Origin of the sequence: Saccharopolyspora sp. NPDC047091 (genome assembly GCF_040643635.1) — a bacterium.
Classification (GTDB): domain Bacteria; phylum Actinomycetota; class Actinomycetes; order Mycobacteriales; family Pseudonocardiaceae; genus Saccharopolyspora_C.
Genome location: NZ_JBEYUS010000008.1, coordinates 117565 through 134845 on the forward strand (window position 1 = coordinate 117565; position 17281 = coordinate 134845).

General features: G+C 71.0%; 14 protein-coding genes, 1 tRNA gene and 1 pseudogene. 6 read left to right on the forward strand and 10 right to left on the reverse strand.

The window, feature by feature from the left end:
- Nucleotides 1-18 precede the first annotated feature (18 nt).
- From pknB to ABZ805_RS06665, 7 genes and pseudogenes are all read right to left on the reverse strand, one after another.
- Complete coding sequence (pknB, locus tag ABZ805_RS06635; protein ID WP_358435353.1) at nucleotides 19-2004, reverse strand: Stk1 family PASTA domain-containing Ser/Thr kinase; 1986 nt, start codon at nucleotides 2002-2004, stop codon at nucleotides 19-21.
- A 491-nt stretch (nucleotides 2005-2495) separates the two neighbouring features.
- Nucleotides 2496-3674: pseudogene (locus ABZ805_RS06640) on the reverse strand (protein kinase); the annotation flags it as partial.
- A 4-nt stretch (nucleotides 3675-3678) separates the two neighbouring features.
- Nucleotides 3679-5130 (reverse strand): penicillin-binding protein 2, encoded by a 1452-nt coding sequence (locus tag ABZ805_RS06645; protein ID WP_358435355.1) that lies wholly within the window; start codon nucleotides 5128-5130, stop codon nucleotides 3679-3681.
- Entirely contained in the window at nucleotides 5127-6539 is a 1413-nt protein-coding gene (locus ABZ805_RS06650; RefSeq protein ID WP_358435358.1) for an FtsW/RodA/SpoVE family cell cycle protein, read from the reverse strand. Before ABZ805_RS06650 ends, ABZ805_RS06645 begins: the two co-directional genes overlap by 4 nt.
- Nucleotides 6539-7951 carry a PP2C family serine/threonine-protein phosphatase gene (locus ABZ805_RS06655; RefSeq protein ID WP_358435361.1) on the reverse strand — a complete coding sequence of 471 codons (1413 nt, stop codon included), beginning with the start codon at nucleotides 7949-7951 and terminating at the stop codon, nucleotides 6539-6541. The genes ABZ805_RS06650 and ABZ805_RS06655 overlap by 1 nt, the downstream gene beginning before the upstream one ends.
- Nucleotides 7948-8412 (reverse strand): FHA domain-containing protein, encoded by a 465-nt coding sequence (locus ABZ805_RS06660; protein WP_184483956.1) that lies wholly within the window; start codon nucleotides 8410-8412, stop codon nucleotides 7948-7950. The genes ABZ805_RS06655 and ABZ805_RS06660 overlap by 4 nt, the downstream gene beginning before the upstream one ends.
- A 46-nt stretch (nucleotides 8413-8458) precedes the next feature.
- Nucleotides 8459-9754 (reverse strand): DUF3662 and FHA domain-containing protein, encoded by a 1296-nt coding sequence (locus ABZ805_RS06665; RefSeq protein WP_358435365.1) that lies wholly within the window; start codon nucleotides 9752-9754, stop codon nucleotides 8459-8461.
- 221 nt (nucleotides 9755-9975) lie between these two features.
- On the opposite strand from ABZ805_RS06665, the gene ABZ805_RS06670 reads away from it, so the two are divergent.
- Nucleotides 9976-10061 (forward strand) — tRNA-Leu (locus ABZ805_RS06670).
- Between the two features lie 49 nt (nucleotides 10062-10110).
- Here ABZ805_RS06670 and ABZ805_RS06675 read toward each other — a convergent pair.
- Complete coding sequence (locus ABZ805_RS06675; RefSeq protein WP_358435368.1) at nucleotides 10111-11004, reverse strand: LysR family transcriptional regulator; 894 nt, start codon at nucleotides 11002-11004, stop codon at nucleotides 10111-10113.
- A gap of 141 nt (nucleotides 11005-11145) precedes the next feature.
- Here ABZ805_RS06675 and ABZ805_RS06680 point away from each other — a divergent pair, with 141 nt between their 5' ends.
- Nucleotides 11146-12444: an amino acid permease gene (locus tag ABZ805_RS06680; RefSeq protein WP_358435371.1), complete on the forward strand. Its 1299-nt coding sequence runs from the start codon at nucleotides 11146-11148 to the stop codon at nucleotides 12442-12444.
- Nucleotides 12445-12489: 45 nt separating this feature from the next.
- On the opposite strand, the gene ABZ805_RS06685 is transcribed toward ABZ805_RS06680, so the two are convergent.
- Nucleotides 12490-13623 carry a YqcI/YcgG family protein gene (locus tag ABZ805_RS06685; RefSeq protein WP_358435374.1) on the reverse strand — a complete coding sequence of 378 codons (1134 nt, stop codon included), beginning with the start codon at nucleotides 13621-13623 and terminating at the stop codon, nucleotides 12490-12492.
- 322 nt (nucleotides 13624-13945) lie between these two features.
- Here ABZ805_RS06685 and ABZ805_RS06690 point away from each other — a divergent pair, with 322 nt between their 5' ends.
- On the forward strand, nucleotides 13946-14386 hold the full coding sequence (locus tag ABZ805_RS06690; RefSeq protein ID WP_358435377.1) for an HD domain-containing protein: 441 nt from the start codon (nucleotides 13946-13948) through the stop codon (nucleotides 14384-14386).
- A gap of 1 nt (nucleotide 14387) precedes the next feature.
- On the opposite strand, the gene ABZ805_RS06695 is transcribed toward ABZ805_RS06690, so the two are convergent.
- Nucleotides 14388-14621 carry a hypothetical protein gene (locus ABZ805_RS06695; protein ID WP_358435379.1) on the reverse strand — a complete coding sequence of 78 codons (234 nt, stop codon included), beginning with the start codon at nucleotides 14619-14621 and terminating at the stop codon, nucleotides 14388-14390.
- A 239-nt stretch (nucleotides 14622-14860) separates the two neighbouring features.
- Between ABZ805_RS06695 and ABZ805_RS06700 the strand changes: the two genes are divergently transcribed.
- From ABZ805_RS06700 to ABZ805_RS06710, 3 genes are all read left to right on the forward strand, one after another.
- Complete coding sequence (locus ABZ805_RS06700) at nucleotides 14861-15679, forward strand: IclR family transcriptional regulator (RefSeq protein WP_358435382.1); 819 nt, start codon at nucleotides 14861-14863, stop codon at nucleotides 15677-15679.
- Nucleotides 15680-15899: 220 nt separating this feature from the next.
- Entirely contained in the window at nucleotides 15900-16529 is a 630-nt protein-coding gene (locus ABZ805_RS06705; RefSeq protein WP_358435421.1) for a hypothetical protein, read from the forward strand.
- Between the two features lie 51 nt (nucleotides 16530-16580).
- Nucleotides 16581-17237, forward strand: coding sequence for an SDR family oxidoreductase (locus ABZ805_RS06710; RefSeq protein WP_358435384.1), 657 nt, complete (start codon nucleotides 16581-16583; stop codon nucleotides 17235-17237).
- The last annotated feature ends 44 nt before the right edge of the window (nucleotides 17238-17281 follow it).

The following is a 17281-nucleotide window of genomic DNA, read 5'->3' on the forward strand; positions in this document are numbered from 1 at the left end:
TCAGCCCCGCGGCCCCCTTCAACCGAAGCCGGGGAAGAACCCGTCCGAGGTCGGGGGATTGCTCGTGCTCGGGTTGGCGGAGTACTTGCCGATCTGCAAGGTCACCGTCTGGTTCTTGCCGATCTTCTGCCCGGTTCCGGGCGAGCTGCCGATGACCTCGTCGTCCTTGCTCAGGTCGTCGGTCTCGACCTCTTCCTCCTTGATGCTGCCGTTCCAGCCCATCGACCTGAGGGCCTGCTCGGCCTCGTCCTTGGACTTGCCGGTCAGCGGCGGCATCGTCAGCTGGGCGCCGTTGGACACGACCAGCGTGATCTCGGAGCCCTTCTTGACGCTGGTCCCCGGCGACGGGTTCTGGTCGATCACCGTGCCCGCGTCCTGGTCGGAGTCCCGCTCCTGGCGCTGCACGTTGAAGCCCGCCGGTTCCAGGGTGGCCTTCGCCTGCTCGTAGGAGAGGGTGCGCACGTCCGGGACCTGCGTCTTCGCCACCTCCTTGCCGACGGTCACGTTGATCGTGGTGCCGCGGGCGACGGAGCCGTCCTTGCTCTCCCAGTCGACGATCTTGCCGACCAGGTTGGAGTCCTCGACCTCGACCTCGTCGTCGTCCAAGCCCAGGACCAGGCCCTGGTCGCGCAGCAGGGTGGAGGCCTCGCTCTTCTCCTTGCCGTACAGGTCGGGGACGCTGACGATCGCGGGTCCGCCGCCCTCGCACAGCTGGAGCCGCTGCTCCTTCTTCACCACCTGGGTGCCCGCGGCAGGGGTCACCTTGACCACGGTGCCGATCTGCTCGGCGGTGGACTCGCACTTCTGCGGGCTGACGTCGAACAGCCAGTTGCTCGCGTTGAGCTGCGAGCGGGCCGCGCTCATCGTCATGCCCTCGAGCGGCGGGACGGCCGCCTTCTCCGGTTCGTCGGGCTGCGTGAAGAAGGTCGTCGCCAGCCACGCGACCAGGATGAACACCCCGACGCAGGCGAGCGTGACCAGCGCGATCAGCCAGTTCCGGCGGCGCTTGCCGTCGTCGTAGTCGGCGGCGGCCACCGTCGCCGTGGAGCCGGTGTGGCGCTCCGCGGAGCGGTGCCTGCCCGGGCTGAACACCTCGGTCGCCGCGGGCGGCGCCATCATCGAGGTGCGGTCCTCCTCCGACATGATCATCGGAGCCTTGGGCCGCTGGCCGGACAGCACCCGCACCAGGTCGGCGCGCATCTCGGCCGCCGACTGGTACCGGTTCGCCGGGTTCTTGCTGAGCGCCTTGAGCACCACGGCGTCCAGCGACGCGGGCACCGTCGAGTTCACGTCGGACGGCTTGCGCGGGTCCTCCCGCACGTGCTGGTAGGCCACCGCGACCGGCGAGTCGCCGGTGAACGGCGGCTCCGAGGTCAGCAGCTCGAACAGCACGCAGCCCGCCGCGTACACGTCGGACCGGGCGTCGACGGACTCGCCGCGCGCCTGCTCCGGCGACAGGTACTGGGCGGTGCCGATCACCGCGGCGGTCTGGGTGACCGCGGCCTGGCCGTCGGCGAGCGCCCGGGCGATGCCGAAGTCCATCACCTTCACCGCGCCGGAGCGGGTGATCATGATGTTGGCCGGCTTCACGTCGCGGTGCACGATCCCGTGCCGGTGGCTGAAGTCCAGCGCCGCCGAGGCGTCCGCCATGACCTCCATCGCGCGGCGCGGCGGCAGCGGACCCTCGGACTTGACGATGTCGCGCAGCGTCCGGCCGTCCACGTACTCCATGACGATGTACGGGAGCTGGTCCTCTTCGGTGTCCGTCTCACCGGTGTCGTAGACGGCGACGATCGCCGGGTGGTTCAACGCGGCGGCGTTCTGCGCCTCGCGGCGGAACCGGAGTTGGAACGTGGGGTCGCGGGCCAGGTCGGCACGCAGTACCTTGACCGCCACGTCCCGCCCCAGCCGGATGTCCCGGCCGCGGTGGACCTCCGACATACCGCCGTAACCGAGCGTGTCCCCGATTTCGTAGCGGTTGTTGAGAAGTCGCGGTGAGCTCATCGATGCGTCGTCCCGATCTTTGTCAATGATCGTCCCATCATGCCGACCCGCTGCGCACTGCCGATCGCCGCCATCCGGTGGCGATGATCCGCGCGGTGTGTCCCCGACTTCGGTGTGCCGGAACCGTCGAACTCGGACCCGACCGCCGCGGCACGCGTCTCAGCACCGATCCAGTCGCTGCCGGGACCGACCCGGCAGTGCTGGGACCGACGCCGTTCCGACGGCCGGAACGCGGCGCCGTGGTGGCGCGCGCGGTCCGGACCGATTTTCCGTAGCGCAGTCTGTCGGATCTGGTCCGAAGAATCTAGAAGCGTCCGCTTCCCGGCGCACCGCTGCGGGTCCACGCGAGTGACCCCCATAGTCGCAGAGCCGCCTGCGGCGGATTCCGGTACTCCCATCGGAGCACCCGGCCGTCGGTGGTCGTCCCGCGCGCGCAGCCGCGGCGCACCGGCGACCAGCAGCGCCGCGCCCATCGGACCTGCGGACGCGGGCAGCAGCATCCAGAGGAGGAAGCCGAACAGCACCAGCAGCACCAGACCGGCCAGCGCCAGCACGATCCACAGCCCGGTGCGGGCCTGCGTGACCGGGGTCTGCGGGTACGGCGCGACGGCCGGGATGCCGGAGGTCGGCGGCCCGGACTGCTGCGGCAGCTGCGGCGCGGCGGGCATCCGCCCCTGCGGCGGGATGGTGCCCGGCGGATACGTGCCGCCGCCCATCGGTGGCTGCTGCGGCGACGGCGGCCCGACGTGCAGCGGGGGCACGCCGCCCGCGGGTGCCCCCACATTCCTCGGTGCCTGCTGATGGACGACCATCGCGGCAGGTGTCGGCAGCGGTAATCCGGCGCGGACCGCGGCGACCGCCTTGGCGAACTCCCCGCCTGCGCCGTAGCGCCTGCGCGGGTCCTTCACCAGCGTCGCCTCGATCAACGCGCGAGCTCCCGGCGGCACGTCCGGCGGAAGCGGCGGGGCCACTTCACGGATGTGCATCATCGCGACGGTAACCGCGTTGTCGGACAGGAACGGGCGGTGCCCCTTGAGACATTCGTAACCCACCACGGCCAGCGAGTACACGTCGCTGGACGGGCTCGCTTCGCTGCCCAGCGCCTGCTCGGGCGCGATGTAGTGCGCGGTGCCCATCACCATCCCGGAACGGGTCACCGGAGCCGCGTCGGCGGCCTTGGCGATGCCGAAGTCGGTGAGCTTCACCGTCCCGGTCGGGGTGATCAGGATGTTGCCGGGCTTGACGTCGCGGTGCACCAGTCCGCGTTCGTGCGCGGCCTGCAGCGCGTTGCCCGCCTGCTCCAGCATGTCCAGGGTGCGCTCGACGGCGATCCGGCCCTCCCGGGCCAGCACGGCGGCCAGCGGCTCGCCCTCGACCAGTTCCATCACCAGGTAGGCGGTGTCCTCCGGCCCGTCCGGGATGGCGGCGGTCTCGCCGTAGTCGTGCACGGCGGCGATGCCGGGGTGGTTCAGCGAGGCGGTGGTGCGGGCTTCCGTGCGGAAGCGGTGCAGGAACTCCGCGTCCCCGCACAGCTCCGGCTTGAGCACCTTCACCGCGACGGTCCGGTCCAGCCGGACGTCGACGGCTTCCCACACCTCGCCCATTCCGCCCACGGCGATCCGCCGACCCAGCCGGTACCGGTCGGCGAGCAACTGGCCGGAGGTCAGCACCGGATCAGCCACCTCCCTGGAGGCCCGCCCGGATCACCTCGCGGCCGATGGGGGCCGCGAGCGAGCCACCGGTGGCCTCCGCGCCCTCGTCGCCGCCGTTCTCGACGATGACCGCCACCGCGATCTTCGGGTCTTCGGCCGGGGCGAACGCGACGTACCAGCCGTGCGGCTTGTCGGCGGCGTCGCCGTGCTGCGCGGTACCGGTCTTGGAGGCGATGTCGATCCCGGAGATCTTGCCGGAGCCCTTGGTGTACTGCTCCGACTTGAGCATCATCTCGCGGATCTGGTCGGCCACCGTGGAGCTGACGGCCTGGCTCATCTGCTCCGGCTTGAGCTCGTCGATGACCTCCATGTCGGGGGCCCGGGTGCTCTTGACCAGCTGCGGCTTCATCAGCTTGCCGTCGTTGGCGATGGCCGCGGCCATCATCGCGTTCTGCATCGGGGTGACGCGGACGTCGCGCTGGCCGATGCCGCTCTGGTACAGCGAGGCGTCGTCCGACATCGGCCCGAGGTCCGACTTGGCGACGGTCATCGGGATCTGCAGGTCGCTGCTGAAGCCGAACTTGGCCGCGGTCTCGCGCAGCTTGTCGGCGCCGACCTTGCCGGCGATCTCCGCGAACGCGGTGTTGCAGGAGTGCGCCAGCGCCTCGGTCAGGGTGTTGCCCTTGCAGGTGTTGCCGCCGTAGTTCGGCAGCTGGGTGCTGGTGTTCGGCAGCGTGATCGAGGCCGCGTCGGTGACGGTCGAGTTCGGCTGGTACCCGTCGTCCAGGGCGGCCGCGGTGGTGATCAGCTTGAACGTCGAACCGGGCGGGTAGATCTCGGAGACGGAGCGGTTGCTCATCGGCGAACCGTCCGCGTTCTCCATCGCCTGCCAGTGCTCGGCGGCCACGTTGTTGTCGTGCGAGGCCAGCGGGTTCGGGTCGTACGACGGCGAGTTGACCATGCTGAGGATCTCGCCGGTCTTCGGGTTCAGCGCGACCACCGAACCCTGGAAGCCCTTGCTGGTCAGCTCGTCGTAGGCGACCTTCTGCATCGCCGGGTTGATGGTCAGCTCCACGTCGCCGCCTGCGGGCGCCCGACCGGTGATCATGTCGGAGAGCCGGTTGAACGCGAGGCTGTCGTCGGAACCGTTGAGGATGGAGTCCATCGCCCGTTCGATCCCGTTCGCGCCGTAGGTCGGCGAGTCGAAGCCGGTGACGGGCGCGTACAGCGGCCCGTTCGGATAGGTGCGCTGGAACTTCAGCTCGTCCCCGGTCTCCACCGAGTTCGCGAGCGACTGCCCGCCCGCGATGATCTGGCCGCGCTGCTTGGCGTACTCGGCCCGCTGGGTGCGGCCGTTGCCCGGCCCGTGGCGCAGGTCGTCGGCCTCGATGACCTGCACGTAGGTCACGTTGGCCATCAGCAGCAGCACCATGGCCATCATGGCCAGGGCGACTCGGCGTAGCGGCTTGTTCATCGGGGACGTTCCACCAATTCGGTGTGGGCTTCGGCGATGGGTGCCTGCTGCGGCTTCGGCTTCGCCGGGGCCTGCGGCCTGCGGGCCGCGTCCGAGATGCGCAGCAGCATCGCGATCAGGATGTAGTTCGCCAGCAGGGACGAGCCGCCGTACGCGAGGAACGGCGCGGTCAGGCCGGTCAGCGGGATCAGCCCCGTCACACCGCCCGCCACCACGAACAGCTGCAGCGCGACGGTGAACGAGAGGCCCCCGCCGAACAGCTTGCCGAACGAGTCCCGCACCGCGAGCGCGCTGCGCAGGCCGCGCATCATCAGCAGCAGGTACATCAGGAAGATCGCGATCAGGCCGATCAGCCCGAGCTCTTCACCCATCGACGTGATGATGAAGTCGCTGTTGGAGAACGGCACCGTCTCCGGGCTGCCGCTGCCCAGGCCGGTTCCGCCGATGCCACCGCTGCCCATGCCGTACAGCGCCTGCTTGAGCTGGTAGCCGTCCTCGTGGTGCAGCGGGTCCAGCCACACGTTCACCCGGGACTGCACGCGGGTCACCGTCTGCCAGGCGAGGACCGCGCCGACGGCGAACAGCGAGAGCCCCAGCACGACCCAGATGGCGCGCTCGGTGGCGATGTAGAGCATCACCAGCACGATGCCGAAGAACAACAGCGACGTGCCCAGGTCCTTCTCCAGCACGCCGATGCCGATCGCGGCGACCCAGGCCACCAGCATCGGCATCAGGTCCCGCGGCCGCGGCAGTTCCACGTTGAGGAACTTGCGTCCCGCGGTGGTGAACAGCTCGCGCTTGGACACCAGGAAGGACGCGAAGAAGATCATCAGGAGGATCTTGGCGAACTCGCTGGGCTGGACCTGCCCCAGCGGCCCGAACTTGATCCACAGCTTCGCGCCGTTCACCTCGGAGATCGCGCTCGGCAGCAGACCCGGCAGGGCCAGCAGCACCAGCCCGACGAAACCGCAGGTGAAGCTGTACTTCGCCAGCACGCGGTGGTCCTTGATGAAGGCCAGCACCAGCGCGAACAGGACGAGGCTCAGCGTCAGCCACGCGATCTGCCGCACCGCGTACTCGGTCTCCTTGGCGATGTCGATCCGGTGGATCATCACCAGCCCGAGGCCGTTGAGCAGCGCGACCAGCGGCAGCATCAGCGGGTCCGCGTACGGCGCCCACTTGCGGACCGCGACGTGCGCGCCGCCGAACAGCGCGAGGTACGCGGCGCCGTAGATGAACAGCTGCCGCGTGATCGTGTTCTCCTGGCTGATCTCGACCAGCATCAGCGCGAAGGTGACGATCACCGCGGAGCACACCAGCAGGAACAGTTCGGTGCCTCGCCGGGTGTCGCCCGACGAGGCCGTGTTCGAACCGGAGGTGCTGTCAGCGGACGTGCCCGGCTGGGACATCAGCTCACCGTCCGACAGGTGACCCCGGGAGTCTGCTCGGCCGACGCCAGCGGCGTGTCGGTCGGCGACGGGGGAGCACCCGGCGCGGGCGGTTCACCCGGCTCCGAGGTCTGGCCCGGAGGCGCGGGCGCTTCCGGCGGCGTGGAGGGCGTGTGCACCGGGGGAGTGGGGTCCGGCTCCTCGCACTGCGGCAGCAGCGCGGTCATCCGCAGCCGCCGCATCGCGTCGCGCGCGGAGTCGAGGCCGTCCACATCGGTGATGCCACTGCGCACGTCGCTCCGCCGGGCTTCCTGCAGATCGTTGATGCCGATCGGCTGGCAGTCCGGAGCGGAGCCCTCGGGGCAGGAGTCCTCGACCTGCCAGCGCAGCGATACGCCGAGCACGCTGCCCTGGAGGCCTTGGAAGATCACCACGTCGTCGGCGTCGTTGACACCGATGTAGTACTGCTGGAGCAGCCACCAGCGGCCGACCAGGCCGGCTCCTACGAGGACGACGATCGCGGCGGCGACGACGAGAAGTGCACGCAGCCAGCCTCGCCGGTGCGTGCCCTGGTCAGGAGGGGGGGCTGTGTCGTACCGCTGCGGCTGTGGCTTCGGCATGGTGGCCGCGCTGGCGCGGGCCGCCGAAGAGTCCGGCTGCGGATCCTCCTCTCCGTTTCCCGCGGCGCCACCGACGATCGGGGCGTCCTCGCCGAATTCGACGTCCACCACGTCCGCGATGATCACGGTGACGTTGTCGGGGCCACCGCCGCGCAACGCCATCTCGATCATGCGGTCGGCGCAGGCCTGCGGATCGGGGATCCGCAGCGCGTCGGCCATCGTCTCCTCGCTGACCGGACCGGTGAGGCCGTCGGAGCAGAGCAGGTAGCGGTCGCCCGCCCGGGCTTCGCGCACGGCGAGGCTGGGCTCGACCTCGTGGCCGGTCAACGCCTTCAGCAGCAACGAGCGCTGCGGATGGTTGGCGGCCTCCTCCTCGGTGATCCGACCCTCGTCGATCAGCGACTGGACGAAGGTGTCGTCGTGGGTTATCTGGGATAGCTCGCCGTCGCGCACCATGTAGGCGCGGGAGTCGCCGATGTGCACCAGCCCCAGCTTGCTTCCCGCGAACAGCACCGCGGTCAGCGTGGTCCCCATGCCGTCTAGGTCGGGGTCCTGGGCTACGAGCTCGGAGATCGCACCGTTCCCGGACAGCACTGCTTGTCGCAGGTGTCCGAGCAGGTCGTCACCGGGTTCGTCGTCGTCGAGCGGCGCTAGGGCCGCGATGACGACCTTGCTGGCGACCTCACCGGCGGCATGGCCTCCCATGCCGTCCGCGAGGGCGAGAAGTCGTGGGCCGGCGTAGACCGAGTCCTGGTTGTTCGAGCGCACCAGGCCGCGGTCGCTGCGGGCAGCGTAGTGAAGGACGAGGGTCATGAGCGCAGCTCGATCACCGTCTTGCCGATTTTGATCGGAACGCCGAGCGGGACCTTCGTGGCTCCCGTGACCTTCGCCCGATCGAGGTATGTGCCGTTAGTGGAGCCTAGATCCTCCACGTACCAGTCGGTGCCGCGGAGCGACAACCGTGCGTGCCGGGTCGACGCGAAGTCGTCGTCCAGCACCAACGTGGAGTCGTCGGCCCGGCCGATCATGATCGGCCGACCTTCGAGCGAGATGCGGGTCCCCGCGAGCGGACCGTGCGTCACGACCATCTGCCGTGGCGCCTTGCTCTTGCCGCGGGCCTGCTTGCTCGACGTCTTACCCGCCCCCGGCATCGACACCCGCATGCCGGAGGCGGAGTACAGATCGGAGCGAACCACGCGAAGCGCGGCCAGCACGAACAACCAGAGCAGGGCTAGGAACCCTGCTCTGGTCAGCTGAATCACCAGCTCTGGCACTTGTTGTGAACGCTCCTACTCCGTCTTGTGAGCCGGGACCGACGGGTCAGCCCTGGCTGCGGAACACCAACGAGGAGTGACCGACGCGGATCACGTCCCCGTCCGCCAGCTGCCAAGTCTGCACCGGGGTGCCGTTGACCGTGGTGCCGTTGGTCGAACCGAGATCCGCCAGCATCGCGGACATGCCGTCCCAGGTGATCTCGATGTGCTTGCGGGACACACCCGTGTCAGGGAGCCGGAACTGGCCTTCCTGACCGCGACCGATCACGTTCGAGCCGTGCTGCAGCGTGTACGAGCGGTTGGAACCGTCGTCGAGCTGCAGCATCGCCGTCTGCTGGCGCGCCTCCGGGTAGCCACCCGGAGCGCTCGGCGGGTAGGCCCCACCGGGCTGTCCGTAGCCCTGGTCGAAACCCGGCTGCGGCGGCTGAGCATAGCCCTGGTCGAAACCGGGCTGTTGCTGACCGTAGCCCTGGCCCTGGTCGTACCCCGGCTGCTGTCCGTAACCGGGGTCGTAGCCCTGCGGCTGGCCGTAGCCCTGGTCGTACCCGGGCTGCTGCGGGAAGCCGCCCGGGGTGCTCGGCGGGTAGCCGCCACCCGGCTGCGGGGGCTGGCCGTACCCGGGCTGCGGCTGGCCGTAACCCTGGTCGTACCCGGGCTGCTGCCCGTAGCCCTGGTCGTAGCCGGGCTGCTGCCCGTAACCCGGCTGCTGTCCGTAGCCCTGGTCGTAGCCCGGCTGCGGCGGCTGCTGGCCGTAGCCAGGCTGCTGCTGCTGGCCGTAGCCCTGGTCGTAACCGGGCTGCTGGCCGTAGCCGTAGTTGGGGTCCTGCCCGTACTGACCTTGGCCGTAGCCCTGGTCGTAGCCGTACTGCCCCTGCTGCTGGCCGTACGGATCTCCCTGGGGGTAGTGGCCGGGTGGCTGGCTCATGGGTCGGTCTCCTGCGGTACGAGGGTGTGCCGTCCGCCGATTGATGTCGGGGTCGACTGACGACTTGATACGAAACTGTCCCGTGTGCAGCGTCTCAGAGCGCTCCAGGGAGACTACGACGTCACCATATGTGTCCCACCCCTGCTCGGTGAGGTGCTCCTGAACGCAGTCGGTGAGGAGGTCGGTCACCCGGGCCTCATCACCGGTGAGCCGTTCGTGGTCGGACGGGCTCAGGAGCACAACGTAGTGGTTGCACGCCAGCAGACGGCCCCCCGCGAGCTCCCGCAGCTGGACCTCAGCCTCACGCTGCAGGTCCTGCGCGACCTCTTGCGGGACCACCTTCCCGCCGAACACGCGCGCGAAGCCATTGCCGACCATGCCTTCGAGCTTGCGCTCGAAGCGCTGCACGAGGCCCACGACAATCCCCTCCACGCGTACGACTCCGGCACCCATCGTATCTGGGTCAACGGGGCGGGACACCGACCAGTTCCCAACTCGTGCCACCCCCGCTGAAAGTCACCTTCGGAGGGGTGCTAATCTTTCCCAGCCAGCACGACGGGGGCACGGAACACCAGCCAGGTGAAACGGACCCCGGTGCAGACGGCCGAAGCGGGCAGGATAAGCTTCGACCAAGCCACGGGCGAGTGGCGGAATGGCAGACGCGCACGGTTCAGGTCCGTGTGTCCGTAAGGACGTGAGGGTTCAACTCCCTCCTCGCCCACCAGCGAAAGGCCCTCGGTTCAGCCGGGGGCCTTTCGTCGTTCCCGGGATGCTCAGTCCGGGGGAGTGGTGGTGAGCACGTCCAGCGCGGCCCGTAGCGCGGGACGTCGGCCCGCCCCCGTTCGCCACACCGCGTGCACGCGCCGGGACAGCGCCGGGCGCACCCGCACCATCCGCACCCCGTTCGGCACGGTGCCGCGGCCGAGGCGCGGGACGATGCCGATGCCCTGCCCGGCGGCGACCAGGGCCAGCTGCGTCGGGTGCTCGGTGACGGCGTGCGCGATCAGCGGTTCCACGCCCTGCCCGCGCAGCGTGTGCAGCAGCCAGGCGTGGCAGGTGGAGCCGAACGGCCAGCTGATCCAGCGCTGCCCCGCGACCTCGGCGAGGTCGACCTGCTCCCGCCCGGCGAGCGGGTGGTCTGTGGGCAGGGCCACGTCCACCGGGTCCTCGAACAGCGCGGTCCTGGTGAGGTGGTCTGGCACGACCAGCGGATCGGTCTCCCAGTCCTGCACCAGCGCGAGGTCGACCGCTCCGCGGGCGACGGCCGGGATCGACTCGCCGGGGTCCTGCTCCCGCAGCTCGACGCACAGCTCGGGGTGGCGCGCGGCGAGCTCGGCCATCACCCCCGGGAGCAGCCCCCGGGCCGCGGTGGCGAAGGTGGCCAGCGAGAGGACGCCGTAGACGCGGTCGCGGTGCTCCTCCAGGTCGGCCTTGGCCTCCTCGACCAGCGCGAGGATGCGCTTGGCGTGGTCGACGAGCCGGTGCGCGGCGTCGGTGAGGCGCACCCCGCGCCCGTCCCGGACCAGCAGCTGCTGCCCGGCCTCCCGCTCCAGCTTGGCGAGCTGCTGCGACGCGGCCGACGGGGTGACCACGAGGGTGGCGGCGGCCCCCGCGACCGAGCCCTCGGTGGCGACCGCGTGCAGCAGCCGCAGGCGTTCGAGGTTCACGGGAGCCCCCTGTCGGGAATCATCAGTTCTGCTACGTGGTCGAGCTTAGAACAATTCGCTTTTCTCACCTGTTCATCGGCAGGAAGCTGGGGGCCGGGCCGCAGGAGCACGCGGCACCCGCCGAGAGCGAGGTTTTTCACAGTGCGCGACACGACTGACGCGAACCCGGCCGAAGGGCCCCCTGCCGAGCTGCGCCGCCACCTGACGGTGGTCCCGGCCACGGCGCTCGCCGTCACCACGGTGATCGGCGGCGGCGCGCTGGTGCTGCCGGGAGCCGCGCTGCGCGAGGCGGGCGACGACGCGCTGCTGGGCTGGGTGCTGGCCGCGGTGATCACGATCCCGCTGATCTTCGTGTTCGCGCGGCTGGGAGCGCGGTTCCCGTCGGCGGGCGGGATCGCCGGGTTCGCCAGGGCCAGCTTCGGCCGGGTGAGCGCGGCGGGCGTGGAGGTCGTGCTGATCGGCACCTTCGGCCTGGGCATCCCGGCGATCGCGCTCAGCGGCGGCGGCTACCTCGCCGCCGCGCTGGGCTGGCCCGCCGAGCGGTCGTGGATCGGCGCGGTGGTCCTGCTGGTGCTGGTGGCGGCGATGCTCACCGCCGGTTCGTCGCTGTCCGCGCGGGTGCAGACGGTGCTGGCGGCCGTGCTCACGATCGCGCTGCTGGCGGTGGGAGCGCTGGGGCTGCTGGCGCCGGGAGCGCAGTTCAGCGGCCCGGACCTCGGGGCGGGCGGCTGGCAGCACGCCCTCGCCGTGGTCGGCATCGTGTTCTTCGGCTTCACCGGGTGGGAGATGATCGCGTTCACCACCGGCGAGTACCGCGATCCGCGCCGGGACTTCCCGCGCGTCGTGGCGCTGAGCTTCCTGATCGTGATCGGGGTGTACCTGGTGCTCGCGGCCGGGGTGCAGGCGGTGCTGGACCCCTCGTCGCCGCGGGCGGACACGGCGCCCCTGGCCGAGCTGGTGGCGGTGGCGTTCTCGCCCGCCGCGGCCGCGCTGGTCTCCGCGCTGGGGGTGCTGATCCTCGGCGCCAACCTCGTCGGCGCGGTGTGGGGCGCCTCCCGGCTGGTGTACTCCAGCGCCGACGAGGGCTTGCTTCCCCGGGCGCTGGCGGTGGTGGGCCGCGCCAGCGGGGTCCCGCGCCGCGCGGTGCTCGCCACGGCGGCGCTGTTCCTCGTGGTGGTGGTCGTCTCCGCCGCGGGCCTGATCTCGGTCACCACCATGTTCGAGGTCGCCGGGCAGAACTTCTTCCTGCTCTACGTCCTGTGCGCCGCCGTGTACGCGAAGGTCGCGGAGCGCGCGACGACCAGGGCGTTCGGCATCGCGGTCGCGGTGTGCCTGGCCGCGGTGGCGGTGGTCGGGTTCGACCTGCTCACGATCGGCTACCCGCTCGTGCTGTTCGCCGCGGGCGCGGCGGTGTCGCTGATCCGCTCCCGGGCCGCGTGACCGGTCCCCGGCCGCCGGCGGACCGCACCGGCGGCCGGGGTCGCGTCACCGGGCGGCCGGCAGCGGGTGCGGCCAGTCCTGCTCGGGGAGGAACCGGGTCTCCGGCTGTGGCCCCATCGGCCGGATCACGTAGCAGGCGCCCTCGGGACCCGCGACCGATCCGTGCACCGTTCCGGCGGGTAGCTCGATCACCGCGCCCGGCGAGCACCGGCGCTCGTGGTAACCGGTCGTCCCGTCGTGCCAGAACAGCACGAGATCACCGCTGATCACGTGGAGCTGCTCGTCCACGCTGTGCGCGTGCCAGCTGAAGGTCTTGCCTGGGCCGTCGTGCTGGAGCTCGACGGCGCCCTGCTCGGGGAGCAGGTCCGCCAGCTCCCGGGGGAGCGGGAGCGCCGCGGCGTCGGTGATCGCTGGTCCGGTCATGGTGGTTCCCTCCGGTCGCGCGGACAGCGGGCACCGCTGCCCGCCGGGCGTGCTCTGATCGGTGTCGGGCAGGAAGTACTGGGCCCACTCCCGGTTGTGCGGGGCGCCGAAATCGCCGAGATCGGCGTGCACCGGGATCCGGTCGTACTCGGCGAGGCGCTTCCGGATGATGCCCCGGGCGTTCTTCCCCGCCGGGCTGTCGGCGGCGAGTCCGTCGAACACGAATCGGGGTTGGAAGGTGATCGCGAAGTGGTCGAAGTTCCGGCTCCTCCGCAGTTCGTGCGCGGGGGTGTTCGCGACCACGAAGAACGGTGTGCCGAAGCAGGAGAATTCCCAGAGCGGGCTTTCCGGGTCCTGGTCGATCCCGTCCGGCCAGGGGTGGTCGTCGGCGTCGCGGACGGCGCCGAGCAACCGCCAGAACTCCGCCCGGAACGCGGCGATGCCGTGGATCCCGGGATCGTGCTCGAAGAAGGTCACCAGCGAGGTGCGCCGCCCCAGCCCGGCACATCCCGCCGCGTATTCCCGCAGCGCGGCGACCAGGTCGGGAATCCGGTTCCGCCCGCTGCGCGCGAAGGCGTAGCGCAGGGTGCCCCTGCGCACCGCGTCGACGCCGAAGATGCAGGGGAAAGGCTCCCGCGATTCGAGCATCCGCTGCTCGAAGGCGGCGAGCGCGAGCCGCTGCCAGCGTTTCGGCGGTGACTCGCCGGGGATCACCAGCACCGTTCTCCCGCGCTGGTCGGCATTAGTCGTGGACATTTCCATGGACACGTGCTGCCCCCAGTTCTCCGTGCGGTCCGGAAATCGCGCGAAAATGGCCGCAAGAATGCGCGTGACGACGTCGATTTCGTGGCCGAACTCGACCCGTCGATCGACGGAGAGATTCAACCCACCCCAGTGGTACCCCTCGGTGGACAGCATTCATCAGATCGTCATGGCGGGCAATGTTCTGGTTGACAATGCATTCAGACGGCTCAGCCGTTGCTCCCCTACGGGCTCAGCGGGGCTGCGCTGGGAAGGCCGCCGCGGTCCGAGCCGGGCGTGGTTGCATGTCCCCGTTGCCGACGGGCGGGAGAGCGGTGTGCTGACAGCGGCCGAAGTGGAGTCCTTCGCGCGCGCGGCGCACGCGGGCCAGGTCGACAAGGCGGGGCGGCCCTACGCCGAGCACCTGGCCGCGGTCGCGGGCGGGGTCGCCGCGCGCGGCGGGGACGAGCACCAGGTGGTCGCGGCCTGGCTGCACGACGCGGTGGAGGACGGGGCCGTTCCCGAGGACTGGCTGGACACCGCGGAGATCTCCGAGCGCAGCAGGCTGATCGTGCTGGCGCTGACCAGGCGGGTAGGGGAGCGGCCCGAGGACTACGCGGCCCGGATCCTCGCGACCCCGGGAGCGCTGCTGGTCAAGGAGGCGGATCTCGCGCACAACGCGGATCCCGCCCGGCTGGCGGAGCTCGACGGGCCGACCGCGCGGCGGCTCGCGGCGAAGTACGCGGCGATGCGGGCGCTGCTCGGCGTCGCGGGCTGAGTCAGGCGTTCCAGGTGACTTCGCAGGGCTGGTGCGGGCGGACGGTGTCGTTGCAGTCCCGGCAGCGGGCGGTGATCGCGTCGATCGCCGCGTCCCGGCCGGCGAAGGGCACCTTGATCCAGCGGTTGCAGATGGTGGGCAGCAGCTGCCCGCGGGGGAATGCGCCGGGGGCGAACTCCACGGCGTGCCGGACCTTCGCACCCGGCCCGACCAGCCAGTACACCGTCTCCCGCATCGCGCCTCCCCGAGCCTGGCGGTCCGGTGAACGCTAGCCGCGATGCTGCGCGATCAGTAGATATCGGTGGAGTGAACCGGTCGGTCTCGGATAGTGATCGGCCACGCGCGGCGGGTGCCGCGGGCGCGGTCCGCCCGATCCGGCCGGACCGACCACCGGGCTCGGCGAACGGCCCTTGGCCGCCGACCGGGACTGTGCTGGGCTGGGCACCGGGACGAGGAGCCGGCCGGGAGGACGCGATGGCGGGCAACAGCCGGGACGCGGGGCGTTCGGTGACGGGGCGCGCGTTGAGCGTGCTGACCGCGTTCGACATCGAGCACACCAGGCTCACGCTCACCGCGATCGCCCGCCGCTCCGGGATCCCGCTGGCCACGGCGCACCGGCTCGTCGGCGAGCTGGAGTCGTGGGGAGCGGTGCAACGCGCCGCGGACGGGCGCTACGAGATCGGGCTGCGGCTGTGGGAGATCGGCCTGCTCGCCCCCGTGCACACCGCGCTGCGCGCGGCCGCGCTGCCGCTGATGCAGGAGCTGTGCGAACTGACCCGGGAGAACGTGCACCTGGCGGTGCGCGACGGGCGGGACGCGGTGTACGTGGAGAAGCTGACCGTCCCCCGCGCGGTCCCGATCGTCTCGCGGACCGGTGGCCGGTTGCCGCTGCACCCGACCGGCGTGGGCCGGGTGCTGCTCGCGCACGCGCCCGCGCACGTGGTGCAGGAGTACTGCGAGCACGGCCTGTCCCGGCACACGCCCTACACGATCACCGAGCCCGGCAGGCTCGTGCGGGAGCTGCAGGCGGTGCGCAGTCGGGGGTTCGCGCGAACGTCGGAGGAGATGACCCTCGGTAATTGCTCGGTGGCGGTTCCGGTGCGGGATGGCGGGGGTGCGGTGGTCGCCGCGCTCGGTCTGGTCGCTCGCAGTGTCCGAACCGAACATTCCAAGCTGGTCAAGCCATTGCTCCCCGCGGCGGAAGCGATCGGGAAACGACTGGCCGAGCACGATCCGGCCCGTTCCGGCGCAGGTGGGGGCGGGTTCGCGGACCGCGGGACCATCCCCTTCTGAGCGTCACCTGATTGGCCGCACCGCCGGGCTGAAGTCGCTGAACCGCTCACCGACCGGTCACCGACCGCTCGCCGCCGCCGGTCGCAGGAGCACCGCATGAGCGCAGAGGAATCGGCCCCGACCTGTTTTAGTCGAGCTGCCTGGGAAGAACGAATGCCGGGCGAGTGAGCACTTTTTGTTGCAGCCAGTGCATCGAGGGAGGCGGGGAGCCGTGACCGGAATGCCGGGACGTGCCACGGTCGACAACGAGGTCCGGATCAGCTCTACCCACGCACGATCTCCGCTCGATTTACCTGCCTCCATCGGCAGGCTGACCTCGCTGGCGGCCGACGCCCTCGCCTGGTCCGGCACGGTGCTGCCGCCGGTGAAGATGCTCGGCAGGCACGTGGTGCCGGTCGCGGAGCTCGTCCCCGACGCGCACGCCGAACGGCTGTGCTTCGGCAGCGAGCCGGTGCTGGACCGGGCCGAGATATCGACCTGGGTGTGGCCGGAGATGGATGGCCGGGTGCCACCACCGAGCGCGCACCTGGTCGGCATGCTCGCGCCGGCGAGGCACTGGCGGACCGCGCTCACCGCGGCCGTGCCGTTCGCCCGGTTCACCAGCACCGCGATCATCGTGCCGAAGAGCGTGACGCTGGCGAAGGACTTCATGTCCACCTGCCTGATCCGGGCGCGCCAGTTCGGCGTGGCGGTGCTCAGCGCGGAAGCCGACGACGTGCAGGTCGAACTGCCGGGCCGGTCCTTCGCGGACGCCCCGCCGATCGAGCACACCGCCGTGTCCCGCTGGGTCAACGAGGTCGTCTACCAGCAGCTGCTGTCCGCGGAGGCCCCGGCTCCGTCCCGCAGCTGACACCCGGTCCGGAGCGCGCGGTGGCCGCGCGCCCGGACCTAGGGTGGGGGCATGCGAATCGTGGTAGCCGGAGGACATGGCAAGATCGCCCGCCACTTCGGGCGGCTGCTCGCCGAGCGGGGTGACACGGCGGTCGGGTTGATCCGCGACCCGGAGCACGCCGACGACCTGCGCGCCGACGGGGCGGAACCCGTGGTGCTGGACCTGGAGTCCACCGACGCGGCCACCCTCGCCGCGCAGCTCACCGGTGCGGACGGGGTGGTGTTCGCCGCGGGAGCGGGCCCCGGCAGCGGCGTCGAGCGCAAGGACACCGTGGACCGCGCCGGTTCGGTGCTGCTGGCCGAGGCCGCGCAGCAGGCGGGCGTGCGGCGCTTCCTGCAGGTGAGCGCGATCAGCGTGGACGAGCCGAAACCCGCGGACGTGGGCGAGGTGTTCAGCGCCTACCTGGACGCGAAGCTCGCCGCCGAGCAGGACCTGCGGGCGCGCGACCTGGACTGGACGATCCTGCGCCCGGGCACCCTCACCGACGACCAGCCGACCGGCCGGGTCGAGCTGGCGGAGCGGACCCGCCGGGCCGAGATCACCCGCGCGGACGTGGCGGCGGTGCTGGTGGCGTTGCTCGACGAGCCGAAGTCGACCGGCCACGTCCTCACCCTGATCAACGGGGAGACGCCGATCGCCGAGGCCGTGCGCGGCGCCGTCGCCTGACCGGACGGCTTCCCGCGGTCCCGCCGGCCGGGGCGTCCCGGGGG